The following is a 25,463-nucleotide window of genomic DNA, read 5'->3' as shown; positions in this document are numbered from 1 at the left end:
GCCGCCGGTGCCGGAGCGGCCCGCCGCGCCGCCCGTGGTGGCCGCCGGCCGCGCCCAGGTGCAGCTCGGCGCCCTCGCCTCGGAGGAGGCGGCGCGCAGCGAATGGGCACGGCTGCAGCGGCGGGTGCCGGAACTTGCCGGGCGCCAGCCGCTGGTGATCCGCCTCGACCGCGGCGAGGGCCAGGCGCCGCTGTGGCGGCTGCGCACCGGCGGCCTCGCCGACATGGAGGCGGCGCGCGCCCTGTGCGACGCGGTCCGCGCCCAGGGCGGCGCCTGCATGCCGATCGGGGGCTGAAGGATTTGCCCCCGCCCCGCGCCCGCGCCGCCGTCGTCGGCCTCGCCGGACCGGAGCTGACCGCGGAGGAGGCGGCGCTGTTCCGCGCCGCCCCGCCCGCCGGGCTGATCCTGTTCGCGCGCAACATCCGCGACCCGGAGCAGCTCCGCCGCCTCACCGCCGCGGCGCGCGACCTGCTGGGCGAGGCGCTGCCGATCCTCGTGGACCAGGAGGGCGGGCGGGTGGCGCGGCTCTGCCCGCCGCACTGGCCCGCCTTCCCGCCCGCCGCCGCCTTCGAGGGGCTGCCGGAGGAGGCGGCGCGGGCCAACGCCGCCCTGCTCGGCCTCGCCTGCCGGGAGGCGGGGCTCGACGTCGTCTGCGCGCCCTGCCTCGACCTCCGGCTGCCCGGGGCGCATGGGGTGATCGGCGACCGCGCCTTCGCCGCCGCACCGGCGGAGGTCGCGCGGCTCGGCCGCGCCTGGGCGGAGGGGCTGCAGCAGGCCGGCTGCGTGCCGGTGATCAAGCACATCCCCGGCCATGGGCGGGCGCTGGCGGACAGCCATCTGGAACTGCCCCGCGTCGCCGCCCCCCGCGACGTCCTGGCCGAGGATTGCGCACCCTTCGCCGCGCTCGCCGATGCCGGCGCCTGGGCGATGACCGCGCACATCCTCTACGAGGCGCTGGACCCGGAGCGCCCCGCCACCCTCTCGCCGCTGGTGGTGGAGCGGGTGATCCGCCGCGCCATCGGCTTCCGGGGCGTGCTGATCAGCGACGACCTGGCGATGCGGGCGCTGCAGGGGGCGCCGGGGGCGCTGGCGCGGCAGGCCATCGCCGCCGGCTGCGACCTGGCGCTGCACTGCACCGGTGCGATCGGGGAGACGGCGGCGGTGCTGGCCGAATGTCCGCCGCTCTCGGACGCCGCCGAGGCGCGCATGGAGGAGGCGCGGGCGCGCGTCGCCGCCCTGCGCCGCCCGCTCGACGCCCGCGCCCTGGCCGAGCTTCGCGACGCCCAGCTCGCGGCCGCGGCGTGAGCGGGCGCCGGCGCTGATGGACTGGCTGCCGGAGCTGGCGGTGGCGGTCGCCGCCGCCGTCCTCGCCATCACCCTGCACGAGGCGGCGCATGGCTACGCCGCGCTCGGCCTCGGCGACGACACGGCGAAGCGCGCCGGGCGGCTCAGCCTGAACCCGATCCGGCACGTGGATCCGGTGGGCACGCTGCTGGTGCCGGGCATCCTGCTCGTCGGCCAGCTCCTGACCATCGGGCGGGTGGAGGGGATGTTCGGCTGGGCCAAGCCGGTGCCGGTCGCGGTGTGGCGGCTGCGCCAGCCGCGGCTCGGCATGATGCTGGTGGCCGCGGCGGGGCCGGGGATGAACTTTGCCCTCGCCCTGCTGGCCGGGCTGCTGGTGCATGCCGCGGCGAGCCTGGCGGGCGTGCTGCCCGGCGACACGCTGGGCTGGATCTACCGCTTCCTGGCGCTGTCCATCCTGGCCAATCTGGTGCTCGGCCTGTTCAACCTGCTGCCCGTCCCTCCGCTCGACGGCGGGCGGATCGTCGCCGGGCTGCTGCCGCGCGCCCTCGCCGTGCCGTACATGCGGCTCGAGCCCATCGGCATCCTGCTCGTGCTGCTCGCGGTGTTCCTGCTGCCGCGGCTGGTGGAAGGGGTGGACCCCATCGGCTGGATGCTGCGCACCGTGGTGGCGCGGGGCTTCGAGCTGGTGCTGTTCCTCACCGGCCATGGGAGGCTGCCATGAGCGAGGCCGCGCGCACCGCGCCGCCGGCGCTGCACCTGACGCTGGAGGGGTTCGAAGGGCCGCTCGACCTGCTGCTGGAACTGGCGCGCGCGCAGAAGGTGGACCTGCAGGCGATCTCCATCGTCTCGCTGGTGGACCAGTATCTCGCGGTGCTGGAGCAGGCCCGGGCGGTGCGACTCGAGATCGCCGCCGACTGGCTGGTGATGGCCGCCTGGCTCGCCTGGCTGAAGTCCCGCCTGCTCCTGCCGGAGGAGGCGGCGCCGGACGAGGATGCGGAGGCGCTGGCCGGCGCGCTGACCGACCGGCTGGTGGAGCTCGAGCGGATGCGCGCCGCCGCCGCCTGGCTCGCCGGGCGGCTGCAGTTGGGATACGAGGTGTTCGCCCGCGGCGCGGCGGAATCGCTCACGGTGCAGGACCGTTCCGGCATCGCCGCCGACCTGCCGGCGCTGCTGCAGGCCTATGCCGCCGCGCGGCGCCGCGCCCTCGCGCGGCGGCCCTACACGCCGAAGCCGCGGCGGCTCTGGACCGTGCAGGAGGCGCTGGCGCGGCTCTCCCGCATGGTCGGCGGGCTGCCGGACTGGTCGGTGCTGCAGCGTTTCCTGCCCGAGGGCCTGGCCGACCCGGTGGAGCGCCGGGCGGCGCTGGCCAGCACCCTGATCGCGGCGCTGGAGACGGCGCGCGGCGGCGGCGTCGAGCTTCGCCAGGACCGCCCCTTCGGCCCGATCCTGATCCGCCGCCGCCTGGAGAAGCCGGATGCAAAGGCCGCCTGAGGATGCGACGGACCCTTTCCCGCCGGCGGGCGGCGCCCCGCCGGCGGAGCCGGATCCGGCAGCCTTCGAGCAGGCGCTGCGCCTGGCCGAGGCGCTGGTCTTCGCCAGCGACCGCCCGGTGACCCCGGCGCGGCTGCAGCCCGTGCTGCCGCCGGGCTGCGAGGCGCGGACGGTGCTGGAGGCGCTCGCCGCGCGCTGCGCCGGCCGGCCGGTGGCGCTGGTGGAGGTGGCGGGCGGCTTCGCCTTCCGCACCGCCCCCGACCTCGCCCCGGCGCTGACGCGGGTGGTGGAGGTGCCGCGCCGTCTGCCGCGGGCGGCGATGGAGACGCTGGCGATCATCGCCTATCACCAGCCCGTCACCCGCGCCGAGATCGAGGAGATCCGCGGCGCCAGCCTCTCCCAGCAGACGCTGGAGGCGCTGCTGGAGATGGGGCTGATCGCCCCGCGCGGGCGCAAGGAGGTGCCGGGCCGCCCGACCCTGTGGGCGACCACGCCGCGCTTCCTCGAGCAGTTCGGCCTGCGCGCCCTTTCCGACCTGCCGCGGCGGGAGGAGCTGGTGAGCGAGCCGACCCTGCCCCTCGCCGCGCCCGGGAGCGGCCAGCCCACCGCCTGAGGCGGGCAGGGCGCCCGGGCGAGGCGGTGCGCCCCGTGGCCGTCGCCGCCCGGCCATGCCCGCGGCAAGGGCGCCTCGCCTGCGGGGCGGAGTCACGCTTCCGGCCGATTTCGGCCGTCCGCGATCTGCTCTATAGCCGCAGGCATGACCCTGCGGCTCTCCGGCATCCGCCATGCCTATGGCGGGCGGGTGGTGCTGCGCGGCATCGACCTCGTGGTCGGCCGCGGCGAGATCCTCTGCCTCCTTGGCCCCTCGGGCGACGGCAAGACCACCCTGCTGCGGCTCGTGGCCGGCCTCGAGCCGCTGCAGGCCGGCCGCATCGAGATCGGCGGCGAGGTGGTGGCCGAGCCGGGGCGGGAGGTGCCGCCCGAGCGGCGCAATGTCGGCTTCGTCTTCCAGGACTACGCCCTGTTTCCCCACCTGACGGTGGCGGAGAACGTCGCCTTCGGCCTGCGCCGCGTTCCCCGCGGGGAGCGCTCCTGGCACGTGGCCGAGGCGCTGGCCCGCGTCGGGCTCGAGGACTACGCCAACGCCTACCCGCACATGCTCTCCGGCGGCCAGCAGCAGCGGGTGGCGCTGGCCCGGGCGCTGGCGCCGCGCCCGCAGGTGGTGCTGCTCGACGAGGCCTTCGCCAGCCTCGACGCCAGGCTGCGCGAGCAGGTGCGCGACGACACGCTGCACGTGCTGCAGACCGCCGGCATCCCCGCCCTGATCGTGACCCACGACGCCGAGGAGGCGATGTTCATGGCCGACCGCATCGCCCTGATGCGGGAGGGGCGGCTGGTGCAGGTCGGCACGCCGGAGGAGCTCTACCTTCACCCCGCCGACCCCTTCGTGGCCACCTTCCTCGGCGAGGTGAACCGCATGCCGGCACGCATCCGCGAGGGGCGGGCGGAGACCCCGATCGGCGGCCTGCCCGCCGGCCTGCCGGACGGGCCGGCGGAGGTGCTGCTGCGACCGGAGGGGCTCAGGGTGATGCCGCCCGAGGCGGCCGGCACGCCGGCGCGGGTGGAGGCCTGCCGCCTGCTCGGCGCCACCACCCTCGTGCACCTCGCGGTGGCCGATGGGGCGGGGGGGGTGCTGCACCTGCACGCGCGCACGCCGCCCGGGGCGGTGCTGGCACGTGGACAGCAGGTTAGCATTGCGATGGATCCGCAACGCGCCTTCGTATTTCCGCCCCCGGCTCCCTAGATTGTGGGCCTGATTGTGGCCCCCCGGGGTTCCTGCTAACGGAGGCGACCTGCGGCGGCGGGCTCCCATGGGGGAGCGCGCACCGCGGTCGGGAGTGACATGCTAGACCTCGCCTGGTCCGAGATCGCGCTGATTGCCGTGGTGGCGCTTGTCGTCATCGGCCCGAAGGACCTCCCGGAGGCGATCCGCGGCGTCGCGCGCGGCGTGCAGAAGCTGCGCCGCATGGCCGCCGAGTTCCAGTCCCACGCCGACGAGCTGGTGCGCGAGGCCAAGCTCGAGGAGGTGCGCAACCAGATCCACGAGGTGCGCAGCACCTTCAACGAGATCCGCAATTTCGACCTGCGCGGGGAGGTCGAGCGGACCATGGACTCGGACGGCACGCTGCGCCGCACCTTCAGCGAGGATCCGCTCTCCCCCACCTACGGCCCGCCGGCGCCGCCCGCCGCCGCGCCGGCGGAGGCCGCGGCACCGCCGGCCAAGGTGCCGGCCGCGCCAGAGGAGCCGGCGGCAGGCGCGCCGCCCGCCTTCATCCCGCCCGGCGCCGCGGTCCCCGCGGCGGCCGAACCCGTCACCCACCCGAAGGCCTGAGCCCGCCGCCGTGCCGCGCGACCAAGAGGACACGATCGACGACAAGCCGATGCCGTTGATCGACCACCTGATGGAGCTGCGGCAGCGGCTCCTGTGGTCGCTCGGCGCCTTCGTGCTCGCCTTCGCCGTCTGCTACTACTTCTCCGCCCAGATATACGGCTTCCTGGCGCGGCCGCTGGCCGACATCCTGGCGGCGCAGGGCGGCGGCGACCGGCGCATGATCTTCACCGCGCTCTACGAAGCCTTCTTCACCTACCTGAAGGTGGCCTTCTTCGGGGCGCTGTTCTTCAGCTTCCCCATGTGGGCGACGCAGCTCTGGCTGTTCATCGCGCCTGGCCTCTACCGCAGCGAGAAGCGGGCCATTCTGCCCTTCCTGATCGCCTCGCCCTTCCTGTTCGTCCTGGGCGCGGCGCTCGCCTACTACTTCGTCTTCCCGCTGGCCTGGAGCTTCTTCATCAGCTTCGAGACGCCGCCCGAGGCGGGCGCGCTGCCGGTGCAGCTCGAGGCGAAGGTGAGCGAGTACCTCTCGCTGGTCATGCACATGATCCTCGCCTTCGGCGTCGCCTTCCAGCTTCCGGTGCTGCTGACGCTGCTCTGCCGCGTCGGCATCCTCTCCGTGGACACGCTGCGCAGGGGGCGGCGCTACGCCATCGTCGGCATGTTCGTGGTGGCGGCGATCATCACGCCCCCGGACGTGATCAGCCAGATCAGCCTCGCCTTCCCGATGATCCTCCTCTACGAGATCTCGATCTGGGCGGCGATCTGGATGACGCCGAAGCCCGTCCCCGAGACCAAGGCGACCTGAGAGCCCATGCACGACATCCGGGTGGTGCGCGCCGATCCGGCCGCCTTCGACGCCGCGCTCGCGCGCCGTGGGCTGCCGCCGGCGGCCGAGGCGGTCCTCGCCGAGGATGCGCGCCGGCGCGCGGCGCAGCAGGCGTTGCAGGAGAGGCAGGCGCGCCGCAACGCCCTGGCGCGCGAGATCGGCCAGGGCAGGCGCCAGGGCCTGGACACCGCGTCGCTCGAGCACGAGGCGCAGGCGCTGCGCGCCGAGATGGAGAGGCTGGAGGCCGAGGCCGCCGAGGCCGACCGGGCCCAGACGGCGCTGCTGGAGGCCCTGCCCAACCGCCTCGACCCCGAGGTGCCGGCGGGGCGGGACGAGACGGCGAACATCGTGCTGCACCAGCACGGCGAGGTGCCCGATTTCGCCTTCGCCCCCCGGCAGCATTTCGAGATCGGCGAGGCGCTCGGCCTGATGGACTTCGCCACCGCGGCGAAGCTCGCCGGCAGCCGCTTCACCCTGCTGAAGGGGGCGCTGGCGCGGCTGGAACGCGCGCTCGGCCAGTGGATGCTGACGCTGCACACCGAGGCGCATGGTTATGCCGAGGTGTCGCCGCCGCTCCTGGTGAACGATGCCACCATGTACGGCACCGGCCAGTTGCCGAAATTTGCCGAGGACCTGTTCCGCACCACGGACGGCCGCTGGCTGGTCCCGACCGCGGAGGTGCCGCTGACCAACCTCGTCGCCGGGGAGATCGTGCCGGAGACGGCGCTGCCCTTCCGCCTCGCCGCGCTGACGCCCTGCTTCCGCTCCGAGGCCGGCAGCGCCGGGCGGGACACGCGGGGGATGCTGCGCCAGCACCAGTTCCAGAAGGTGGAGCTGGTCTCCATCACCCGCCCCGAGGACAGCGACGCCGAGCATGAGCGCATGACGCGCTGCGCCGAGCGGGTGCTGACCGAACTCGGCCTCGCCTGGCGGCGGGTGTTCCTCTGCGCCGGCGACACCGGCTTCTCCGCCGCCCGCACCTACGACCTCGAGGTCTGGCTGCCGGGGCAGGGGGCGTGGCGGGAGATCTCCTCCTGCTCCAACTGCCGCGACTTCCAGGCGCGGCGCATGAACGCGCGGTACCGCCCGGCGGAGGGCAAGGGCACCGCCTTCGTCCATACGCTGAACGGCAGCGGCGTCGCCGTGGGCCGCGCCCTGATCGCGGTGCTGGAGACCTACCAGCAGGCCGACGGCTCGGTGCGGGTGCCGGAGGTGCTGCGGCCCTGGATGGGCGGGATGGAGCGGATCGCGCCGTAGAGCAGGCGGCGGCCGCCCTGCCCCCGGGGAGGGTCAGCCCTCGATGGCGACGCCCATGCGCCCGGCCAGGTCCTGGATGAACTGCCAGGCGACGCGTCCCGAGCGCGCGCCGCGCGTCACCGACCATTCGTTGGCCTGCCGGCGCAGCTCCTCCGCGCCGATGGCGATGCCGTAGGCGCGGGCATAGCCCTCCACCATGGCGAAGTAGGTCGGCTGGTCGCAATTGTGGAAGCCGATCCAGAGTCCGAAACGGTCGGAGAGCGAGACCTTCTCCTCCACCGCCTCCGCCGGGTTGATGGCGGTGGAGCGCTCGTTCTCGATCATGTCGCGCGGCATCAGGTGGCGGCGGTTGGAGGTGGCGTAGAACAACACGTTCGGCGGCCGCCCCTCGATGCCGCCGTCGAGCACCGATTTCAGCGCCTTGTAGTCGGCGTCCTCCCGCTCGAAGGAGAGGTCGTCGCAGAACACCAGGCAGCGCCGCTCCTGCCCGCGCAGGATGTTCAGCAGGTCGGGCAGGGTGCGGATGTCCTCGCGGTGGATCTCCACCAGCGCCAGGCTGCCCGGGGCGGCGCGGTTGGCCTCGGCATGCGCGGCCTTGACCAGGGAGGACTTGCCCATGCCGCGGGCGCCCCAGAGCATGACGTTGTTCGCCGGCAGGCCGCGGGCGAAGCGCAGCGTGTTCTCGGCGAGGATGGCCTTCTGCCGCTCGATCCCCTGCAGCAGGCTGATCTCCACCCGCGCCACGCGCGGCACCGGGGCGAGCCGTGCGGATGGTCCGGGGTGCCAGACGAAGGCGTCGGCGCCGGCGAGGCTCGGAGGGGCCGGGGGGGCGGGAGCGAGGCGCTCCAGCGCCTCCGCGATGCGGGTCAGCGCCGGCAGCAGCGTGTGGTCCATGGGAAGAGGGCGGGTCCTGCTGGTATTGACGGGGAGGGGCGGGAAGCTAGTTTGCGCCCCCATCCCCCCGCAAGACGGAACCGATTGGCATGTTGATCTCCCCGGCCTATGCGCAGGATGGCGTGGGCGGCGGCGCGGCGCTGATCATGCAGCTCCTGCCGCTGATCCTGATCTTCGTGGTGTTCTACTTCCTGCTGATCCGCCCGCAGCAGAAGCGCCAGCGCGAGCACCGGGAGATGCTGAAGGCCCTGAAGCGGGGCGACAAGGTGCTGACCTCGGGCGGCATCATCGCCCAGGTGACGCGGGTGAAGGAGGGCGTGGACGAGGTGGAGGTGGAGATCGCCCCCAACGTCCGCGTCAACGTGGTGCGCCAGACCATCAGCGACGTGTTCAAGCCGACGGCGGCGAACGACGCCAAGGCGAGCGAGACCTCGAAGGGCTAGGGCAGATCGCGGACGGCTGGAAACGGCCGGGCGCGTGACTCTGCCCCACGAACAAGGGACGAGAGCCGCTTCCGCGTCCACAGCCGAGCGGAAACGGCTCTAGGGCATTCTCCATCCGTCCCGGCCCCGGCGAATGCCCCGGCTCGTTGATCGCGCGCGTCTCTTCACCCGTTCGGGTGAGGCCACCGGAACGGGATCCGCCCTGGCACCCGATCCGCGAAGGCGGGAGCGGCGGATCGGCCGCCCCGCCCGCTGCTGGCGGCGCTGACCCATGCGCGCGCGGGCGTTGGTGCTGGTGGCGCGCGGCGCCTTCCGGGGCGTGCCGGCCGGGGCGGGCCGCGCCCCGGCACGGCGCTCCGCGTCAGGCGCTCTGGCCGGACTTCATGCCGCCCTGCTGGAGGAAGGTGTTCACCGCCTCCCAGTTCACCAGCTTGTCCAGGAAGTTCTGCAGGTAGTCCGGACGGCGGTTGCGGAAGTCGAGGTAGTAGGAGTGCTCCCACACGTCGCAACCGAGGATGGGCGTGCCCTCGCCGGTGGAGATCGGGTTGGCGCCGTTGGGGGTCTTGGTCACCTTCAGCTTGCCGTCGGGGCCGACGATCAGCCAGCACCAGCCGGAACCGAACTGGGTGGCGCCGGCCTGCTTGAACGCCTCCTTGAACTGCGCGAGGCCGCCGAGGTCCTGCTCGATCTTCGCCTGCAGCGCGCCGGGCAGCTTGTCTCCGCCGCCCTTCGGCGACATCACCTGCCAGAACAGGATGTGGTTCCAGTGCTGGCCGGCTTGGTTCAGCACCGGCAGCCCGTCCGCGCCCTGCTTGCCGGCCTCGGCGACGATCTGTTCCAGGCTCTTGCCCTGCAGGCCCTTGCTCTCGATCAGGCCGTTGAGCGCCGTGACATAGGCCTGATGGTGCTTGCCGTGGTGGAGCTCCAGCGTCTCCTGGCACATGCCCTGGGAGGCGAGCGCGCCCGTATCATAGGGCAGCGGGGGCAGGCTGAAGGCCATGGGCTTCTCTCCCGTTGTCGTGGATGGCGATCAGGCGGAGGCCCCCGGAACGAGGCGGGGGTGCCGGACAGCTAGGCGGCGCGCCAGGGAGCGTCAAGCAAGCCTCCCGCGCGGGCCGAACGCAAGCTCCGGAGCGCGGCGCCTCCGCGCGGGCTTGCCGTCGGCCCAGCGGCGGGCATAAGGCCGCCGATGCCTGCGCGCCCCACCCTCTCCCGCGTCGCCGAGATCGCCCGCGCGCGGGATCCGGACCGCTTCCTCTGCGCGCTCTTCGCGCCGGCCGAGCGGCGTGAGGCGCTGTTCGCCCTCATCGCCTATGGCAGCGAGCTCGCCCGCGCCCGCGCGCTGGCGCGCAACCCGATCGCGGCGCTGATGCGGCTGCAATGGTGGCGCGAGACGGTGGAGGCCGCCGCCGCCGGCAGGCCGCCGCCGCGCCACGAGGTGGCGGAGCCGCTGCACGGCGCGATCGCCGCCGGCCTGCTTCCCGCCGCGGAGCTGCTCGCCATGGCCGATGCGCGCGAGGCGGAGGCGGAGGAGGAGGGCATTCCCACCCGCGCCGCCCTCGAGGCCTATCTGCGCGGCACCGCCGGCGGTCTCGCCGTGGCGGCGGGCCGGCTGCTCGGCGTGCGGGAGGGGGTGGCGCTGGCGGCGCTGCAGGAGGCCGGGGCGCTCTACGGCCTGGCGGGGGTGCTGCGCGGCGTGCCCGCCCTGGCGGCGCAGCGCCGCTGCCTGCTGCCGCGCGACGCGCTGGGCGAGCAGGGGTTGGCGATGGAGGCGGTGCTGGCGGCGCCCGAGGCGGGCGCGGTGCGCGAGGTGATCGCGCGGCTCGCCGCCCCGGGGGAGGCACGCTGCCGCGCCTGCGCCCTCGCGCTGCGGGGGCTGCCGCCTGCCGCCATCGCCGCGGCGCTGCCGCTGGTGCTGGCGCGGCGGGATCTGCGGCGGCTTGCCCGCGGGGGCGAAGGGGCGCACCAGGCGGGGCGCGGCCTCGGCGACCGGGTCGCGGTGCTCGCCGCCTGGCTGAGGGGGCGGGTGTAGCGGCGGCGCGGTCAGCGCCCTGGCTTGCGAAACAGCAGGTTGTGGAAGGTGTAGCGCAGGCCCACGCGCCGCCAGTGCACCACCCGCTCCGTCACCGCAGTGTCCACGGGGCCGGTCGCCTCCAGCCCCGCGGCCCGGGCGATGTCCACCATGGCGAGGATGTCTTCGGCCCCGAAGACGCGGCAGGGCGCCCCATAGGCCTCGATGCCTGTGGTCTCGAGCCCCGGCCCCCAGTAGTCGGTGGAGACGAAGAGATGGCCGCCGGGCCGCAGGATGCGCGCCATCTCGGCGAAGAAGCGGGGCAGGTCCACGCCGTGCTCGACCACCGAGAGGCTGGCGGCGAACCCCGCCGCGCCGTCCGGCAGGTCGAGGCATTCGATGTTGCCGAAGCGGTACTCGATCGGTCCCTGACGCTGCGGCGGGCCGAAATCGAGGTTCACCCCGAGCAGCCGGGTGAAGCCGAGCCGCGCCAGCCCCGGCAGGAAGGCGGAGTAGGTCTCCGCCCCCGCATCCAGCACCAGCGCGTCGCGCGGCGTGGTGCGTACCGCATGGTGCAGGGCGAGCAGCCCGTCCCAGTTCTTCGGGGTGTCGGCGTGCAGTGGCAGGCCGCGCTCGTGCAGCAGCAGCAGCGCCTCGGCCACCGCCTGGCGGTCGGCGAGGGCGCGGTTGGTCTGCGCGGCCGCGAAGCGCCCGAGCGCATCGCCGGGGAAGAAGGCGTTCATGCGGACCTCCTGGCCGGCGGCCTCCTGCCACCGGACCCGGACATGCTCCGTCCCCGAGGTTAAGGCGGGGTTGCCGGCGGCGTTAGCGGGCGGGAAAGCGTTCCGGCGCAGCATGGGGCCGTCCGCCAGCCGGATCTGGCGCGGCAGGAGGTGGCTTCCATGCAGGTCGCGCAGTCGGGGCTATGGGTGTTCTGGCCGGACTATTCGCACGACAACCCCTATCAGACCCTGGTCCGACGCGCCTTCCCGCCCGGCTGGGAGGTCCGCTCGGCGGGGCTCGGAACCGCGCTCGCCGCGCTCGGCGCGGCGCGCGGCCCGGTGGTGTTCCACCTGCACTGGGAGGATGCGATCTACCGCGAGGCGCGGCAGGCCGAGGAGGCGGAGCGCTTGGCGGAGCACTTCCTGGCCGGCCTCGACCGCTTCCTCGCCGCCGGCGGCCGCTTCGCCTGGACGGTGCACAACGCGCAGCCGCACGAGCCTCGCTTCCCGGAGCTGGACCGCCGCCTGCGCCGCGCCCTGGCGGAGCGCGCCCATGCCGTGCAGATGCACAGCCCCGCCGCCGTTGCGGAGATGGCGCCGGCGCTCGGCCTGGCGCCCGAGACGGTGCTGGTGACGCCGCATGGCGGCTACACCGGCTACTACCCGGACGACATCGGCCGTGCGGCCGCCCGCCGCTATTTCGGCCTCGATCCGGAGGCGCCGGTCTTCGTCACCCTCGGCAATCTGCGTCCCTACAAGGGGATCGAGGTGCTGCAGGCGGCCTTCGCCGCGCTGCGCGCCCGGCTGCCTGAGGCGCGCCTGATCATCGCCGGCCGCAGCGGCACCCCCGCCTTCGGCCGCTTTCGGGAGCCCTCGCCGGGCGTGCTGCTGATGCCCGACCGCATAGACGACGCCACCGTGCAGTACGTGCTGCGCGCCGCCGATTTCGCGGTCTTCTCCTTCCGCCGGATCATGACCTCGGGCAGCGTGCTGCTCGCCCAGAGCTTCGGCCTGCCGGTGATCGTTCCCGACCTGCCGACCCTGGCCGAGATGGTGGAGCCCGGGCGCAACGGCTTCACCTATCCGGCGGGGGATGCGGTGGCGCTGGCGCGGGTGATGCTGGGCGCCGCCGGCCTGCCGCCCGCCAGCCGCGCCGCCCTCTCGGAAGGCGCTCTGGCGGAGATCGCGCAGCGCGACTGGGGGCACTACGCCGCGGCGCTGGTGCGGGCGGCGACCGAGCCGGGGCGGATGCCCGCCACCGTCCCGGCGCCGGCCTAGGGCGGATCGGGGCCGGACCATGCGCCCTTGGAAATGCGGACCGCATCCTGGCGCCTGCCTTGCCCGGTGTGGCCTTCGGCGAGACGAGGGGCCGCTCGGCCGGGTTGAGGTCAGGCCCTGGTCCTCGCCGGGGCGAAGCCCGCCATCCTGGCGTAGCCGCCGGCGATGGCGGCCAGCTCCTCGCGGCTGATCACGTCCTCGAGCCGCGTGAAGCCGTCGGGAGCGCGGGCGCTGACGACGTCGACCACCCGCTCCGGCCCGCCGCTGCGGTTGCTGCGCACGATCTCGGCGGTCTTGGGCAGGCGCTCCGCCTGATAGGCCAGCAGCGCCTCCTCCACCGGCCGCTCCGCCAGCAGCGCGGCCAGGCACCGCGCATCCAGGATGGCCTGGGAGGCGCCGTTGGAGCCCACCGGATACATCGGATGCGCCGCATCGCCGAGCAGGGTCACGCGCCCCTGCGTCCACCAGGGCAGGGGATCGCGGTCGCACATGGGGTACTCCCAGAACTCGGGCGTCGCGCGTACCAGGGCCTCGACGTCGAGGAAGGGGATGCGGAAGCGGCGGACATGCCGCAGCACCTCCTCCAGCCGGCCAGGGCGCGACCAGTCCTCGCGCCGCGGCGGGGGCTGGCTGCCGTCGCCGAGGCGGGCGCAGACCACCCAGTTGGTCAGGCGCCTGCCGGGGTCGCCGCCGGGCGCGATCGGGTAGAGGACCAGCTTCTCCTGCATGTCGCCGGCCACGAGCATGGTGTCGCCGCCCTCATAGGCCGGCCAGTCCAGGGCGCCGCGCCACATCTGGATGCCCTGCCAGCGGATGCCCCCATCCTCGGGATGCAGGATGCGGCGCAGGACGGAATGGATGCCGTCGGCGCCGATCAGCGCCGCGCCGTGCAGGGTCACCTCGCCCCCGTCGGGGCGCGCGAAGGTGGCGGCGACGCCCGAGGCATCCTGCGCGAAGCCGGAGAGGCGGTGGCCGGGCCGCACCGCCTCCTCGCCCAGGCGCCGCAGCGCCGCCCGCCACAGCACGCCGTGCAGCCTGCCGCGATGGATGGAGAGCTGCGGCACCGCATGGCCCGCCCAGGTGCCGCGGGGCTCGGTCCAGATCTCCTGGCCGAAGCGGTTCAGGTAGCGCAGCTCGCGCGTCCGGATGGCGCAGGCATCGAGGTCCGGCAGCAGGCCGAGCGCCGCAAGCTCGCCGATCGCATGCGGCAGGATGTTGATCCCGACGCCGAGCTCCCTCACCTGCGGGGCCGCCTCCAGCACCAGGCAGGGGACGCCGCGCTCATGCAGCGAGAGGGCGAGCGCGAGCCCTCCCACCCCGCCGCCGGCGATCAGGACCGGGCGCACCGCGCCTACTCCGCCGCCTCGGGCCGCGCCGCGGGCAGCGGGGCGTGCGACCGCGGCCTCGCCCTGAGGCGCAGCTCGCGCAGCTCCTCCCGCTCCCGCGCCGCGTTGCGCAGCAGCGCATCCTTCCCCCAGAGGTACTGGGGCGGGCAGGCAACCTCGCGCACCCCGTACTGCGCGGCGGCGTGCAGGGCGAAGGCGGGATTGGTGAGGTGCGGCCGCGCCAGCGCCACGAGGTCGGCGCGCCCGGCGGCCAGGATGGTGTTCACCTGGTCGGCGGTGGTGATGTTGCCCACGCACATGGTGGCGATGCCGAGCTCGTTCCGGATCATGTCCGACCAGGGCACCTGGAACATGCGCCCGTAGACCGGGGCGGCGTCCGCCACCGTCTGGCCGGTGGAGACGTCCACCAGGTCGCAGCCATGCGCGGCGAAGGCGCGGGCGACCTCGAGCGTCTCCTCGTCCGAGATGCCGCCCTCCGCCCAGTCGGTGGCCGAGATGCGGACCGACATCGGCCTGTCCTGCGGCCAGGCGGCGCGCATGGCGTCGAAGACCTCGAGCGGGAAGCGCAGGCGGTTGGCGATGGGGCCGCCATACGCGTCGCCGCGGCGGTTGGTCAGCGGAGAGAGGAAGCTGGCCAGCAGGTAGCCATGGGCGCAGTGCAGCTCCAGCATGTCGAAGCCGCAGCGGACGGCGCGGCGTGTCGCGGCGACGAACGCCTCCCTCACGCGGTCCATGTCGGCGCGCGTCATCTCGCGCGGCACCTGGCTGTGCGGGAAGTAGGGGATGGGGCTGGCGGAGACGATCGGCCAGTTGCCCTCGGGCAGCGGCTGGTCGATGCCCTCCCACATCAGCCGCGTGCTGCCCTTGCGGCCGGCATGGCCGAGCTGGAGGCAGAACCGCGTGTCGCCATGTTCGTGGACGAAGCGGACGATGCGCGTCCAGGCCTCCTCCTGCTCGTCCGTCCAGAGGCCGGCGCAGCCCGGCGTGATCCGCGCGTCGGGGCCGACCACCACCATCTCGGTGAACATCAGCCCGGCGCCGCCCATGCCGCGGGAGCCGTAATGCACCAGGTGGAACTCCGTCGGCACGCCCTCCCGCGCGCTGTACATGCACATGGGCGAGACGACGACGCGGTTGGGAATGTCCATTCCCCGCAGCCGGAAGGGCTGGAACATCGGCGGCCTCGCCGGGTCGGCGGGAAGCCCCCGGCCGCGTTCCTCCCCGGCGAAGACCTGTCGCACCTCCGCCACGAATTCCGGCGCGCGCAGCTCCAGATTGTCCCAGGTGATGGCCTTGCTCCGGGTCATGACGCCGAAGGCGAAGCGCGTCGGGTGCATGGGCCAGAAGCGCCGCACGTGCTCGAACCACACCAGAGAGACGTCGGCGGCGTGCTGCGTCTTCTCCACGTCCTCGCGCCGGTCGGCCTCGAAGCGGGCGAGGCTCGCCGCGACGCCGCCGCCGGCGGCGAAGGCGGCGTGCAGCGCGATCGCGTCCTCCATGGCGAGCTTCGTCCCGGACCCGATCGAGAAGTGGGCGCTGGCCTTGGCGTCGCCGAGCAGGACGAGATTGTCCCTGACCCAGCGGCCGCAGCGGATCATCGGGAAGCGCCGCCAGTGCGAGCGGTTGGTCTGCAGCCGGTGGCCTGCGAGCTCCTCCCGGAACACGCCCTCCAGGAAGCGGGCGCTTTCCTCCTCCCCCATTCCGTCCAGCCCGGCGCGGGCGAAGGTCTCGGGGTCGGTCTCCATCACCCAGGTGCTGGCGCCGGCCTCGTACTGGTAGCAGTGCGCGATGAAGATGCCCTCCGGCCTCTCCTTGAAGAAGAAGGTGAAGGCATCCAGCGGGCGGGTGGAGCCCATCCAGGCGAAGCGGTTGGGGCGCAGATCCACCTCCGGCCGGAAATGGTCGCGCCAGCGCTCCCGGATCGCGGAATTGATGCCGTCGGCCGCGACGATCAGGTCGGCGTCGGGGAAGTCCTCCGGCCGCGCCTCGCGGCGGAACTCCATCTCCACGCCCAGGCGGCGGGCGCGGTCCTGCAGCAGCAGCAGCAGCGTGCGGCGGGAGCAGCCGCAGAAGCCGTTGCCGCCGATGCGGTGGACGGCTCCGCCCTTGCCGTGGATCTCGATGTCGTCCCAGTAGGCGAAGCTGCGCGTGATGGCGCGGTAGCTCGGCTCGTCCGCCGCCCGGAAGGCGTCCAGCGTCGCGTCGCTGAAGACGACGCCGAAGCCGAAGGTGTCGTCGTGGCGGTTGCGCTCCACCACCCGCACCTGCGCGGCGGGAAAGTCCCGCTTCATCAGGATGGCGAAATAGAGTCCCGCCGGGCCGCCGCCGATCACCGCGATGCGCATGGCTCGCCTCCGTCCGCCGCGATAGTTTAAGCTTCAAAGATCCGTGCGGCAACAGCGGATGCCGGTTGTGCCGGCCGCCCGGAATGCTTTAGGCTTCAAACATCGCGGAGGCGACATGCAGGGTCCTCTCAAGGGGCGGCACGCCGTGGTGACGGGTGGCGGCAGCGGGATCGGCGCCGCCTGCGCCGCGGCGCTCACCCGCGCCGGCGCGGTGGTGACGGTGCTGGGCCGGCGCGAGGAGCGGCTGCGCGCCGTCGCCGCGGCGGGCGCGGCCGCGGGCTGGGCCGCGGCGGACGTGACGGAGGAGGCGGCGCTCGCCGCCGCGCTGGAGGCGGCGGTCGCCGCCCGCGGTCCCGTCGCCCTGCTGGTCAACGCGGCCGGCGAGGCCGGCAGCGCCCCCTTCCTGCGGAGCGATCCGGCGCTGTGGGAACGGATGTGGCGCGTGAACCTGATGGGCACGGTCGCCGCCACCCGCCTCGTCCTGCCGGGAATGCTGCAGGCGGGCTTCGGCCGGGTGGTGAACATCGCCTCCACCGCCGCGCTGCGCGGCTATGCCTATGTCGCCGCCTACGCCGCGGCGAAGCATGCGGTGCTCGGCCTGACGCGCGCCCTGGCGCTGGAGGTGGCAGGCCGGGGCGTGACGGTGAACGCGGTCTGCCCGGGCTTCACCGACACGCCGCTGGTGGCGGACAGCATCGCCCGCATCGTGGAAAGGACGGGCCGGAACGAGGCGGAGGCGCGGGCCGAGCTCACCCGCCACAACCCGCAGGGCCGGCTGGTGCGGCCGGAGGAGGTGGCGGCCGCCGTGCTGTTCCTGTGCGCGCCGGACGCCTCGGCGATCAACGGCAAGGCGATCGCCGTGGACGGGGGCGAGACGTGAACCCGCCGCCGATGGACGACCTGGCGGCCCCGCCCGCAGTGGACGCGGAGACGGCGCTGGCGGACGTCCCGGCCGGCCACAAGGACGAGCTGCGCCTCTGGCTGCGCCTGCTCGCCTGCACGACCCTGATCGAGGGCTGCATCCGCCGCCGCCTGCGCGAGCAGTTCGACACCACGCTTCCCCGCTTCGACATGCTGGCGCAGCTCGAGCGCGCGCCGCCCGAGGGACTCACTCTCGGCGAGCTGTCGCGGCGCATGATGGTCAGCAACGGCAACATCACCGGTCTCGCCGCGCGGCTGGAGGCCGAGGGTCTGGTCGAGCGCCGCGCCATGCAAGGAGACCGGCGCGCGCAGATGCTGCGCCTGACCCTGCGCGGCCGGCGCGAATTCCGGCGCCAGTCCGCGGTGCACGAGGCCTGGGTGGCGGAGCTGTTCCAGGACCTCTCCGCCGCCGACCGCGCCGCGCTGTTCCGGCTGCTCGGCCGTGCCAAGGCCTCGGTGCGCGCCGCCCTGGATCGGGAGGAAGCCCCATGACCGTCTCCATCTCCGGCCCGCTCTCGGCGCACCGCGCGCGGCATCTCCGCCTCGACGTGGAGGGGCCGGTCGCCACCCTCACCCTCGACCGGCCGGAGCGGAAGAACCCGCTCACCTTCGACAGCTACGCCGAGATGGCGGCGATCTTCCGCGCGGCGGCGCAGGACGAGGCGGTGAAGGCCTTCGTGGTCACCGGTGCGGGCGGCAATTTCTGCTCGGGCGGCGACGTGCACGAGATCATCGGGCCGCTGCTCGGGCGCGACACCAAGGGCCTGCTGCGCTTCACCTCCATGACCGGGGAGCTGGTGAAGGCGATGCGCGCCGCGCCGCAGCCGATCGTCGCGGCGGTGGACGGTGTCGCGGCGGGAGCGGGCGCGATCATCGCCATGGCCTCCGACCTGCGCGTCGGCACGCCGCGGGCGAAGGTGGCCTTCCTGTTCAACCGCGTCGGCCTGGCGGGGTGCGACATGGGCGCCTGCGCCATGCTGCCGCGCCTCATCGGCCAGGGGAGGGCGAGCGAGCTGCTCTACCTCGGCCGCGCCATGACGGCGGAGGAGGGCCTCGCCTGGGGCTTCTTCAACCGCGTCGTCGGGGCCGAGGCGCTGGCCGCGGAGGCGGCCGCGCTGGCGCGGGAACTGGCCGAGGGGCCCGCCTTCGCCAACGCCATGACCAAGCGGATGCTGCAGATGGAATGGGCCATGGGCGTCGAGCAGGCGATCGAGGCCGAGGCCGTGGCGCAGGCCCTGTGCATGACGACGCAGGATTTCCGCCGCGCCTACGAGGCCTTCGTGGCGAAGCGCAAGCCGGTGTTCGAGGGCAATTGAGGCGCCCTGCCGGACGGCGGCGCGGCGGGGCGCCCGGAAAGCCGGGGGGCGGGATCTGCGATGGAGGCGGCGATGGAGAGGTTGCAGGACTGGTCCGGCGCCACGCCGGATCTGACGCCGAGCGGGCATGTCGACACCTTCGCGCGCGACAACCTGCCCCCGCGCGCGCAATGGCCGGAATTCCGCTTCGGCCTGCCGGAGCTCCGCTACCCGCCGCGGCTGAACTGCGCGGTGGAGCTGCTGGACCGCGCCATCGCGCGCGGGCGCGGCGACCACCCGGCCATCGTGACCCCGGCCGGGACGCTGACCTACCGGCAGCTCGCCGAGCGGGTGGAACGCATCGCCGCGGTGCTGGTGCGGCGCCTCGGCCTCGTGCCCGGCAACCGCGTGCTGCTGCGCGGCGCCAACAACGCCTGGATGGTCGCGGCCTACCTCGCGGTGCTCAGGGCGGGCGGGGTGGTGGTGGCCACCATGCCCCTGCTGCGCGCGCGGGAGATCGGCCACATGCTGCGCAAGGCCCGCATCTCGATCGCGCTCTGCGACGCGCGGCTGGCCGAGGAGATGCGCAAGGCCGCGGCCGAGGCGCCGGATCTCAGGCACTGCGTCTGCTGGGGCGACGGCGAGCTCGAAGGGATGTGCGCCGAGGCGGCGCCCGGTCTTCCCGCCTGCGACACCGCGGCGGACGATGTGTGCCTGATCGCCTTCACCTCCGGCACCACCGGCGAGCCCAAGGGCACGATGCATTTCCACCGCGACATGCTGGCGATCTGCGACAGCTACGCCCGCCACGTGCTCCGGCCCGGGCCCTCCGACGTGTTCATCGGCTCGCCCCCCATCGCCTTCACCTTCGGCCTGGGCGGGCTGGTGCTCTTCCCGTTCCGCGTCGGCGCCACCACCGTGCTGCTGGAGAAGGCGGGGCCGGAGGAGCTCCTGGCGGCCATCGCCGCGCACCGCGCCACGATCTGCTTCACGGCGCCGACGGCCTACCGCGCCATGGCGCAGCAGGCCGCCGGGCACGATCTTTCCTGCCTGCGCAAATGCGTCTCGGCGGGGGAGGCGCTGCCGAAGCCGGTCTTCGAGGCATGGCGGCGGGCGACGGGGCTGAAGCTGATGGACGGCATCGGCGCCACCGAGATGCTGCACATCTTCATCGCCGCGCGGGAGGAGGAGATCCGCCCCGGCGCCACCGGCAGGCCCGTGCCCGGCTACGAGGCGAAGGTGATCGGCGAGGACGGGCGGGAGGTGCCGCGCGGCACGATGGGGCGGCTCGCGGTGCGGGGGCCGACGGGCTGCCGCTACCTCGCCGATCCGCGGCAGGCGAGCTACGTCCAGGACGGCTGGAACCTGACCGGGGACACCTACGTGCAGGACGAGGACGGGTATTTCTGGTACCAGGCGCGCAGCGACGACATGATCATCTCCGCCGGCTACAACATCGCCGGGCCGGAGGTGGAGGCGGCGCTGCTCTCCCACCCGGCGGTGCGGGAATGCGGCGTGGTCGGCGCCCCGGATCCGGAGCGCGGCACGATCGTGAAGGCATATGTGGTGCTGAAACCGGGCCATGCGTCGGGACCCGACCTGGTCCGCGCGCTGCAGGAGCATGTGAAGGCCGAGATAGCGCCCTACAAATATCCGCGCGCCATCGAGTTCGTGGAGGCCCTGCCGCGCACCGAGACGGGCAAGCTCCAGCGCTTCGCGCTGCGCCGCCATGCCGCCGCGGCGGCGCACGGCATGGCGACGGCCCCCGGAGGATGAGGCGCCCGCCCCGCACGGGGCCCACGCCGCGCCGCCCTCGCATCGGAACCGCAGAGAACGCCATGGACGCCTCCCGCCCCTCCTCCCTCGTCGTGCTGCAGCCGGAGGGCTGGCCGCCGCCGCGGGGCTACGCCAACGGCATCGCCGGGCGGGGCCGGATGATCTTCGCCGGCGGCATGGTCGGCTGGGATTCCGCCGGCCGCTTCCCGCACGGCTTCGTGCCCCAGGCGCGGCAGGCGCTCGAGAACGTCCTCGCCGTGCTGCGCGCCGGCGGCGCGGGCCCGGAGCATGTGGCGCGGCTGACCTGGTACGTGCTGGACATCGCGGAATACCGCGCCAGCCTGAAGGCACTCGGCGCGACCTACCGCGACATCATGGGGCGCCACTACCCCGCCATGACGCTGGTGCAGGTGGCGGCGCTGGTCGAGCCGGAGGCGCGGCTGGAGATCGAGGCGACGGCCCTGGTGCCGGATTAGGGCAGATCACGACGCTCCGGGAGCGTGAACCCCGTTCCGCGATCAACAGGCTGGCGCCCGATCCGCGGGGGGGCGCCGGAGCGGTGCCGCCGTCCCGTGCCCGGTGCCGCCCCGGCGGGCGGGCGCGGCGCTCCCGCCGCGCCCCGGGCAAGGATCAGGCCCGCTCCAGACACATGGCGACGCCCATGCCGCCGCCGATGCACAGCGTGGCGAGGCCGCGCTTGGCGCCGCGCCGCTGCATCTCGAACAGCAGCGTGGTCAGCACCCGCGCCCCGCTCGCCCCGATCGGGTGGCCGAGCGCGATGGCGCCGCCGTTCACGTTCACCTTGGCCGGATCCCAGCCGAGGTCCTTGTTCACCGCGCAGGCCTGGGCGGCGAAGGCCTCGTTCGCCTCCACCAGGTCGAGGGAGGCGATGTCCCAGCCCGCCTTCTGCAGCGCCTTGCGCGAGGCCGGGATCGGTCCCGTGCCCATGATCGAGGGGTCCACCCCCGCCGTCGCCCAGGAGACGATCCGCGCCATCGGCTGGATGCCGCGCTTGCGCGCCTCCTCGGCGGTCATCACCACCACCGCCGCGGCGCCGTCGTTGATGCCGGAGGCGTTGCCGGCGGTCACCGTGCCGTCCTTGGCGAAGGCCGGACGAAGCTTGGCCAGCACCTCGACCGTCGTGTCGGGCTTCGGATACTCGTCGGCGTCCACCACCACGTCGCCCTTGCGGCCCTTCACCGTCACCGGCGCGATCTCGTCCCGGAAGCGGCCGGCCTTCATCGCCTCGCCGGCGCGGCGCTGGCTCTCGGCGGCGAAGGCATCCTGCTGCTCGCGGGTGATCTGGTACTTCTGCGCCACGTTCTCGGCGGTGTTGCCCATGTGGTAGCCGTGGAAGGCGTCCCACAGCCCGTCCTTGATCATGGTGTCCACGAGGGCGAGGTCGCCCATCTTCTGCCCCGCGCGGAGGTTCGCCGCATGCGGCGCCTGGGTCATGCTCTCCTGCCCGCCTGCGACCACGATCGCGGCGTCGCCGGTGGCGATCTGCTGCGCCGCGAGCGCCACCGCGCGCAGGCCGGAGCCGCAGAGCTGGTTGATGCCGAAGGCGGTGCGCTCCACGGGGATGCCGGCCGCCACGCTCGCCTGGCGGGCCGGGTTCTGCCCCGCCCCCGCGGTCAGGATCTGGCCCATGATGACCTCGTCCACCTCCTCGGGGCGCACGCCGGCGCGCTCCATGGCCGCCCTGATGGCGACGGTGCCGAGCGCATGCGCGGGCAGCGAGGCGAAGGCGCCGTTGAAGCTGCCGACCGGCGTGCGGGCGGCGGAGGCGATGACGATTTCGGTCATGACTGGGGTTCTCCCAACCCGTTCGTGCTGCGGCGCAGGATGGACCCGCCGCGCCGCCGGCGACAAGCGGCGCCTTCGCTCAGGCGCCCTCGATCCAGTCCAGCAACGGCCGCCACAGCGCGGCTTCCGCCCCGCCGCCGGCCACCATGCCGATATGGCCCGCCTCCGGCCGGTGCGCCACCGCCCCCGGCAGCAGCGCGGCGAGCACCGCGGCGGAGGCGGGGGGCACGATGCGGTCCCGCGCCGGGATCGCCAGGAAGGCCGGCCCGCGCCAGGCCTGCGGCGCCACCACCCGGCCCGCCACGCGCCACTCCCCCCGCGCCGGAGCATTGGCGCCGTACCAGCCGGCGAGGCATTCCCGCGCCACCGGTGCGGCGAGCGGCACGCCGTCGTTCAGCCAGTCCTCCAGCGCCACGAACAGCCGCGCCCGCGCCCCCTCCGGATCGAGCCGGGCGAAGGCGCGGAACTTCCCGGCGACGGAGAAGGGGTCGAGCATGGCGAACAGGGTCTGGATCGCGTCCACCGGCAGCGCTCCCGTCGCCGCCATGGCCGGCTCGAAGCCGGGGAGCAGCCGCGCGAGGCCGCGGGCGCGCGCCGCGTCCTCGGCCCAGAAATCCCAGGGCGTGGCGAGCAGGGCGAGCGCCCGCACCGCCTCCGGCCGGCGCAGCGCGGCGGCGAGCGCCAGCAGCCCGCCCATGCAGTAGCCGACCAGCACCACCTTCCCGCCCGCGGCCGCCGCCGCCGCGCCGAGCGCCCGCTCCAGCCGCCCGGCGACGTAGTCGTCCAGGCCGAAGCGGCGCTCCGCCTCGCCCGGCCAGCCCCAGTCGAGCAGCAGCGGCCGCAGGCCCCGCCCGGCCAGGAAGCGCAGCATCGAGCCGCCCTCCATCAGGTCGAGGACATGGGCGCGGTTGACGAGCGAGGGCACGAACAGCGCCACCCGCCCGCCGCGTCCGGCGCCGTAGTCGAGCAGGCGGCTGCCACCTTCGCGCCACAAGGCGGGCGGGTCGGGCAGATCGCGGCGGAAGGGGTGGCGGCGATAGGCGGCGATGCCGGCGAGCAGGGCCCGGTCCTGGCGCAGCAGGGCGCGCAGCAGCGCGGCGCGGAAGGCCTCAGGGCGGTGACCGCCGGCGGCGAGGCGTGCGGCGAGGCGGGCCGCCTCCGCCTGCCCCTGCCTCGAGCGCGGCCAGGCGCCGCTCGATCGCGTCCAGGCGGGCAAGAAGGGCATCGGCGCCGAGGCCAGCGCCGCCCAGCCCCGCATCGCCGCCAGGCCGAGATGCAGGGGCAGCGGGCGCGGCCCGCGCCGCATCGGCGGTCCGGGGCTCATGGGACGGCGCCGCGCCCGGCGCCAGGGTGCCGGCGAGCAGGCGCATCCACGCCGCGCCGAGGGTCATCGCCCCCTGCCAGGCCGCCATCCAGTCGGGGTCGGAGGCGAGGCCCGCGAGCTCGCTCTGCCATAGCGCGATCCAGTCCTCCGCCAGCCGGTCCAGCTCCTCGCCCTGCTCGCCCGCCCCGCTCATCCGCCCTCCCGTGGCGCCGAGGATAGGCCGGCCCACTCCCCGCCGCATCCCTTTGTGCAGCGCGACATTCCCGCTAACCTTCCCGCAATCGCGCGGGCTGCGCGGAACGAGGAACGGGAACCCGATGGCCGAACGGACCACGCGCAGCGAAGGGAGCACCAGGGGCGAGCCCGCGACGGCGCCCGTCGTCGTGAAGAAATACGCCAACCGCCGCCTCTACAACACCGAGGCCTCGAGCTACGTCACGCTCGAGGACCTCGCCCGCATGGTGCGCCAGGGGCGGGACTTCGTGGTGCAGGACGCCAAATCGGGCGAGGACATCACCCGCTCCGTCCTCACCCAGATCATCGTCGAGGAGGAGAGCAAGGGCCGCAACCTGCTGCCCGAGAGCTTCCTGCGCCAGCTCATCGGCTTCTACGGCGACAGCCTGCAGGCGCTGGTGCCCCGCTACCTGGAGGCGGCGATGGCCGGCTTCGCCCGCCAGCAGGAGCAGATGCGCCGCTCCATGGAGCAGGCGATGGGCGGGCTGATGCCCTTTCCCGGCCCCTTCGCGCTGGACGAGATGGGGCGGCAGAACATGGCGATGATGGAGCGGGCGATGAGCCTCTTCGCCCCCTTCCGCCCCCAGGAGCCGCCGCGCGACGCGCGGGAGGCGCAGCAGACCATCGAGTCGCTGCGCGCCGAGGTGGAGGCGCTGCGCCGCGAATTGGAGGCGCTGCGCCGGGAGAAGCCGTCCGGCCAGGACTGAAGGGGGACCGCCCGGCGATCACGTTTTGGTCATTGTTGCGGGGTAGAAAATCGCCCTGTGCGATCAGGGGGCATCCACCGCGCGTGTGTTTCACGTCTTTGTTATGCGCGCCTGGGTGGAGCGGCGCGGCGTTTGCCGCATTCTCCTGATTGGGTTGGACCAGAACAGGGACGAGAGGGCCGGGATGGACATGCCGACCGAGATGGACACCGAAGCACGGCCCGATCCGGGGCTTGGCGGCAAGCAGAGCCACCGCGCCAACGCCGCCGACCGCCATGTCGGGGCCCGCATCCGCGAGCGCCGGATCATGATGGGGCTGTCGCAGCAGCAGCTCGCGCGCATGATCGGCGTCACCTACCAGCAGGCGCACAAGTACGAGCGCGGCCTGAACCGCATCTCCGCAGGGCGCCTGTTCGAGATCGGGCAGGTGCTGGGCGTGCCGGTCTCCTACTTCTTCGAGGGGCTGAGCGCCGAATCCGAGCCGCAGGAGATCTCCCCGCGGCAGCGGATGTGCCTGGAACTGGCGCGCAACTTCTCGCTGATCGACAACGAGAAGCACCAGGAGGCGCTGAGCCAGATGGCCCGCGCGCTGGCGGCGCAGAGCCAGGCCGCCGCGGCCGAGGCGGGCGACGACAAGCGCTGAGCCCCTTCTCCTTCCGCCCCGGGCGCCGCTGGCGCCCGCGGCGCGGCTGAGCCGCTTCGCCATGCTGGGCGCGAGGCGCCCCACGCCGCCCCCGTTGCTGAGAACGCGCCGCCACCCCTTCGGCGCGGCGCTGCGCGCGGCCGCCCTGGTGCTGGTGGGCGCCGCCGCCGGCCTCGCCCTCGGCCTTGGCCTCGGCGGCGGCGAACGTGCCGCCCTGCCGCCGCCCATGGCCACCGCTCCCGCCCCGGACGGGATCGAGGCGCTGCGCCGCGCCGCGGCCGAGGAGGAGGCGCGGCTGCAGGAGCTGATCCGCGCCCGGATCGCCGCCGAGGCGGCCCTGGCCGCCCTGGAGCAGCGGGCGGAAGCGGCGAGGGCCGCCGCGGCGCCGCGCACCGAAGCGGAGGCCCCGCCCCGCCGGCCGGAGGCTCCCCCGCCGGCTCCGGCGGC

27 protein-coding genes are annotated in these 25,463 nt (G+C 74.2%); 20 read left to right on the top strand and 7 right to left on the bottom strand.

Features of this window, described 5'->3' with window-relative positions:
* From ET526_RS17990 to serS, 9 genes are all read left to right on the top strand, one after another.
* A partial coding sequence (locus ET526_RS17990) for an SPOR domain-containing protein (protein WP_240048462.1) occupies window positions 1-295 on the top strand: 295 nt, incomplete at its 5' end.
* 5 nt (window positions 296-300) lie between these two features.
* A complete protein-coding gene (gene nagZ, locus ET526_RS17985; RefSeq protein WP_135469798.1) occupies window positions 301-1,305 on the top strand; it encodes a beta-N-acetylhexosaminidase in 1,005 nt (334 codons plus the stop codon).
* Between the two features lie 16 nt (window positions 1,306-1,321).
* Window positions 1,322-2,026 carry a site-2 protease family protein gene (locus tag ET526_RS17980; protein ID WP_240048461.1) on the top strand — a complete coding sequence of 235 codons (705 nt, stop codon included), beginning with the start codon at window positions 1,322-1,324 and terminating at the stop codon, window positions 2,024-2,026.
* Window positions 2,023-2,796 (top strand): segregation and condensation protein A, encoded by a 774-nt coding sequence (locus ET526_RS17975; protein ID WP_135469796.1) that lies wholly within the window; start codon window positions 2,023-2,025, stop codon window positions 2,794-2,796. The genes ET526_RS17980 and ET526_RS17975 overlap by 4 nt, the downstream gene beginning before the upstream one ends.
* Window positions 2,780-3,409 carry an SMC-Scp complex subunit ScpB gene (gene scpB / locus ET526_RS17970; RefSeq protein WP_135469794.1) on the top strand — a complete coding sequence of 210 codons (630 nt, stop codon included), beginning with the start codon at window positions 2,780-2,782 and terminating at the stop codon, window positions 3,407-3,409. The genes ET526_RS17975 and scpB overlap by 17 nt, the downstream gene beginning before the upstream one ends.
* Window positions 3,410-3,553: 144 nt before the next feature.
* Complete coding sequence (locus ET526_RS17965; RefSeq protein WP_135469792.1) at window positions 3,554-4,600, top strand: ABC transporter ATP-binding protein; 1,047 nt, start codon at window positions 3,554-3,556, stop codon at window positions 4,598-4,600.
* Window positions 4,601-4,699: 99 nt separating this feature from the next.
* Window positions 4,700-5,188 carry a Sec-independent protein translocase protein TatB gene (gene tatB, locus ET526_RS17960; protein WP_135469789.1) on the top strand — a complete coding sequence of 163 codons (489 nt, stop codon included), beginning with the start codon at window positions 4,700-4,702 and terminating at the stop codon, window positions 5,186-5,188.
* Between the two features lie 49 nt (window positions 5,189-5,237).
* On the top strand, window positions 5,238-5,993 hold the full coding sequence (gene tatC / locus ET526_RS17955; protein WP_135469802.1) for a twin-arginine translocase subunit TatC: 756 nt from the start codon (window positions 5,238-5,240) through the stop codon (window positions 5,991-5,993).
* A 6-nt stretch (window positions 5,994-5,999) separates the two neighbouring features.
* The gene (serS, locus tag ET526_RS17950) at window positions 6,000-7,271 is read left to right on the top strand and encodes a serine--tRNA ligase (protein ID WP_135469786.1); all 1,272 of its coding nucleotides are present in this window, start codon (window positions 6,000-6,002) and stop codon (window positions 7,269-7,271) included.
* A gap of 33 nt (window positions 7,272-7,304) precedes the next feature.
* On the opposite strand, the gene ET526_RS17945 is transcribed toward serS, so the two are convergent.
* Entirely contained in the window at window positions 7,305-8,165 is an 861-nt protein-coding gene (locus tag ET526_RS17945) for an ATP-binding protein (RefSeq protein WP_135469783.1), read from the bottom strand.
* 89 nt (window positions 8,166-8,254) lie between these two features.
* On the opposite strand from ET526_RS17945, the gene yajC reads away from it, so the two are divergent.
* The gene (yajC, locus tag ET526_RS17940) at window positions 8,255-8,608 is read left to right on the top strand and encodes a preprotein translocase subunit YajC (RefSeq protein WP_135469779.1); all 354 of its coding nucleotides are present in this window, start codon (window positions 8,255-8,257) and stop codon (window positions 8,606-8,608) included.
* A gap of 361 nt (window positions 8,609-8,969) precedes the next feature.
* Here yajC and ET526_RS17935 read toward each other — a convergent pair whose 3' ends face one another.
* Window positions 8,970-9,608: a superoxide dismutase gene (locus tag ET526_RS17935; RefSeq protein WP_135469775.1), complete on the bottom strand. Its 639-nt coding sequence runs from the start codon at window positions 9,606-9,608 to the stop codon at window positions 8,970-8,972.
* A gap of 189 nt (window positions 9,609-9,797) precedes the next feature.
* Here ET526_RS17935 and ET526_RS17930 point away from each other — a divergent pair, with 189 nt between their 5' ends.
* Entirely contained in the window at window positions 9,798-10,640 is an 843-nt protein-coding gene (locus ET526_RS17930) for a squalene/phytoene synthase family protein (protein ID WP_135469772.1), read from the top strand.
* Window positions 10,641-10,651: 11 nt separating this feature from the next.
* Here the strand turns inward: ET526_RS17930 and ET526_RS17925 are convergent, their stop codons facing one another.
* Window positions 10,652-11,362: a class I SAM-dependent methyltransferase gene (locus tag ET526_RS17925; protein WP_158295627.1), complete on the bottom strand. Its 711-nt coding sequence runs from the start codon at window positions 11,360-11,362 to the stop codon at window positions 10,652-10,654.
* 159 nt (window positions 11,363-11,521) lie between these two features.
* Here ET526_RS17925 and ET526_RS17920 point away from each other — a divergent pair, with 159 nt between their 5' ends.
* Window positions 11,522-12,619: a glycosyltransferase family 4 protein gene (locus ET526_RS17920; protein ID WP_135469765.1), complete on the top strand. Its 1,098-nt coding sequence runs from the start codon at window positions 11,522-11,524 to the stop codon at window positions 12,617-12,619.
* A 110-nt stretch (window positions 12,620-12,729) separates the two neighbouring features.
* Here the strand turns inward: ET526_RS17920 and ET526_RS17915 are convergent, their stop codons facing one another.
* Both ET526_RS17915 and ET526_RS17910 read right to left on the bottom strand, forming a co-directional pair.
* Complete coding sequence (locus ET526_RS17915; RefSeq protein ID WP_135469761.1) at window positions 12,730-13,965, bottom strand: flavin-dependent oxidoreductase; 1,236 nt, start codon at window positions 13,963-13,965, stop codon at window positions 12,730-12,732.
* A 5-nt stretch (window positions 13,966-13,970) separates the two neighbouring features.
* On the bottom strand, window positions 13,971-16,310 hold the full coding sequence (locus ET526_RS17910; protein WP_135469758.1) for a bifunctional salicylyl-CoA 5-hydroxylase/oxidoreductase: 2,340 nt from the start codon (window positions 16,308-16,310) through the stop codon (window positions 13,971-13,973).
* 115 nt (window positions 16,311-16,425) lie between these two features.
* Between ET526_RS17910 and ET526_RS17905 the strand changes: the two genes are divergently transcribed.
* From ET526_RS17905 to ET526_RS22445, 5 genes are all read left to right on the top strand, one after another.
* The gene (locus tag ET526_RS17905) at window positions 16,426-17,190 is read left to right on the top strand and encodes an SDR family NAD(P)-dependent oxidoreductase (RefSeq protein ID WP_135469755.1); all 765 of its coding nucleotides are present in this window, start codon (window positions 16,426-16,428) and stop codon (window positions 17,188-17,190) included.
* 11 nt (window positions 17,191-17,201) lie between these two features.
* A complete protein-coding gene (locus ET526_RS17900; RefSeq protein WP_135469752.1) occupies window positions 17,202-17,723 on the top strand; it encodes a MarR family winged helix-turn-helix transcriptional regulator in 522 nt (173 codons plus the stop codon).
* Window positions 17,720-18,547, top strand: coding sequence for an enoyl-CoA hydratase family protein (locus ET526_RS17895; RefSeq protein ID WP_135469749.1), 828 nt, complete (start codon window positions 17,720-17,722; stop codon window positions 18,545-18,547). Before ET526_RS17900 ends, ET526_RS17895 begins: the two co-directional genes overlap by 4 nt.
* Window positions 18,548-18,619: 72 nt before the next feature.
* On the top strand, window positions 18,620-20,302 hold the full coding sequence (locus tag ET526_RS17890) for a benzoate-CoA ligase family protein (RefSeq protein WP_135469744.1): 1,683 nt from the start codon (window positions 18,620-18,622) through the stop codon (window positions 20,300-20,302).
* Between the two features lie 62 nt (window positions 20,303-20,364).
* Complete coding sequence (locus ET526_RS22445) at window positions 20,365-20,778, top strand: RidA family protein (RefSeq protein ID WP_135469740.1); 414 nt, start codon at window positions 20,365-20,367, stop codon at window positions 20,776-20,778.
* Window positions 20,779-20,932: 154 nt separating this feature from the next.
* Here the strand turns inward: ET526_RS22445 and ET526_RS17880 are convergent, their stop codons facing one another.
* Both ET526_RS17880 and ET526_RS17875 read right to left on the bottom strand, forming a co-directional pair.
* Window positions 20,933-22,108, bottom strand: coding sequence for an acetyl-CoA C-acetyltransferase (locus ET526_RS17880; protein ID WP_135469738.1), 1,176 nt, complete (start codon window positions 22,106-22,108; stop codon window positions 20,933-20,935).
* A gap of 79 nt (window positions 22,109-22,187) precedes the next feature.
* Window positions 22,188-23,432 (bottom strand): alpha/beta fold hydrolase, encoded by a 1,245-nt coding sequence (locus tag ET526_RS17875; RefSeq protein WP_135469736.1) that lies wholly within the window; start codon window positions 23,430-23,432, stop codon window positions 22,188-22,190.
* A 317-nt stretch (window positions 23,433-23,749) separates the two neighbouring features.
* Here ET526_RS17875 and phaR point away from each other — a divergent pair, with 317 nt between their 5' ends.
* The 3 genes from phaR to ET526_RS17860 form a co-directional block, all read left to right on the top strand.
* Window positions 23,750-24,373, top strand: a complete 624-nt coding sequence (phaR, locus tag ET526_RS17870) for a polyhydroxyalkanoate synthesis repressor PhaR (RefSeq protein WP_135469733.1) — start codon at window positions 23,750-23,752, stop codon at window positions 24,371-24,373.
* 184 nt (window positions 24,374-24,557) lie between these two features.
* Window positions 24,558-25,016 carry a helix-turn-helix domain-containing protein gene (locus ET526_RS17865; RefSeq protein ID WP_456305127.1) on the top strand — a complete coding sequence of 153 codons (459 nt, stop codon included), beginning with the start codon at window positions 24,558-24,560 and terminating at the stop codon, window positions 25,014-25,016.
* 94 nt (window positions 25,017-25,110) lie between these two features.
* Window positions 25,111-25,463: hypothetical protein (locus tag ET526_RS17860; RefSeq protein WP_204623698.1), on the top strand; the 353-nt coding region annotated here is incomplete at its 3' end.

It is taken from the genome of Crenalkalicoccus roseus (genome assembly GCF_004761865.1).
In the GTDB taxonomy this organism is placed as follows: Bacteria; Pseudomonadota; Alphaproteobacteria; order Acetobacterales; family Acetobacteraceae; genus Crenalkalicoccus; species Crenalkalicoccus roseus.
Note: the sequence above shows the minus strand (reverse complement) of the source record. Positions and strands in the feature narration are given on the sequence as shown.

Coding starts and splice junctions, on each gene's coding strand:
- tatC (WP_135469802.1), top strand. CDS start 5,238: ATGCCGTTGATCGACCACCTGATGGAGCTGCGGCAGCGGCTCCTGTGG.
- ET526_RS17935 (WP_135469775.1), bottom strand. CDS start 9,608: ATGGCCTTCAGCCTGCCCCCGCTGCCCTATGATACGGGCGCGCTCGCC.
- scpB (WP_135469794.1), top strand. CDS start 2,780: ATGCAAAGGCCGCCTGAGGATGCGACGGACCCTTTCCCGCCGGCGGGC.
- ET526_RS17905 (WP_135469755.1), top strand. CDS start 16,426: ATGCAGGGTCCTCTCAAGGGGCGGCACGCCGTGGTGACGGGTGGCGGC.
- ET526_RS17975 (WP_135469796.1), top strand. CDS start 2,023: ATGAGCGAGGCCGCGCGCACCGCGCCGCCGGCGCTGCACCTGACGCTG.
- ET526_RS17880 (WP_135469738.1), bottom strand. CDS start 22,108: ATGACCGAAATCGTCATCGCCTCCGCCGCCCGCACGCCGGTCGGCAGC.
- ET526_RS17930 (WP_135469772.1), top strand. CDS start 9,798: ATGCCTGCGCGCCCCACCCTCTCCCGCGTCGCCGAGATCGCCCGCGCG.
- ET526_RS17875 (WP_135469736.1), bottom strand. CDS start 23,432: ATGAGCCCCGGACCGCCGATGCGGCGCGGGCCGCGCCCGCTGCCCCTG.
- ET526_RS22445 (WP_135469740.1), top strand. CDS start 20,365: ATGGACGCCTCCCGCCCCTCCTCCCTCGTCGTGCTGCAGCCGGAGGGC.
- ET526_RS17895 (WP_135469749.1), top strand. CDS start 17,720: ATGACCGTCTCCATCTCCGGCCCGCTCTCGGCGCACCGCGCGCGGCAT.
- ET526_RS17865 (WP_456305127.1), top strand. CDS start 24,558: ATGGACATGCCGACCGAGATGGACACCGAAGCACGGCCCGATCCGGGG.
- ET526_RS17900 (WP_135469752.1), top strand. CDS start 17,202: ATGGACGACCTGGCGGCCCCGCCCGCAGTGGACGCGGAGACGGCGCTG.
- phaR (WP_135469733.1), top strand. CDS start 23,750: ATGGCCGAACGGACCACGCGCAGCGAAGGGAGCACCAGGGGCGAGCCC.
- ET526_RS17910 (WP_135469758.1), bottom strand. CDS start 16,310: ATGCGCATCGCGGTGATCGGCGGCGGCCCGGCGGGACTCTATTTCGCC.
- serS (WP_135469786.1), top strand. CDS start 6,000: ATGCACGACATCCGGGTGGTGCGCGCCGATCCGGCCGCCTTCGACGCC.
- tatB (WP_135469789.1), top strand. CDS start 4,700: ATGCTAGACCTCGCCTGGTCCGAGATCGCGCTGATTGCCGTGGTGGCG.
- ET526_RS17890 (WP_135469744.1), top strand. CDS start 18,620: ATGGAGAGGTTGCAGGACTGGTCCGGCGCCACGCCGGATCTGACGCCG.
- ET526_RS17925 (WP_158295627.1), bottom strand. CDS start 11,362: ATGAACGCCTTCTTCCCCGGCGATGCGCTCGGGCGCTTCGCGGCCGCG.
- yajC (WP_135469779.1), top strand. CDS start 8,255: ATGTTGATCTCCCCGGCCTATGCGCAGGATGGCGTGGGCGGCGGCGCG.
- ET526_RS17945 (WP_135469783.1), bottom strand. CDS start 8,165: ATGGACCACACGCTGCTGCCGGCGCTGACCCGCATCGCGGAGGCGCTG.
- ET526_RS17920 (WP_135469765.1), top strand. CDS start 11,522: ATGCAGGTCGCGCAGTCGGGGCTATGGGTGTTCTGGCCGGACTATTCG.
- ET526_RS17980 (WP_240048461.1), top strand. CDS start 1,322: ATGGACTGGCTGCCGGAGCTGGCGGTGGCGGTCGCCGCCGCCGTCCTC.
- ET526_RS17965 (WP_135469792.1), top strand. CDS start 3,554: ATGACCCTGCGGCTCTCCGGCATCCGCCATGCCTATGGCGGGCGGGTG.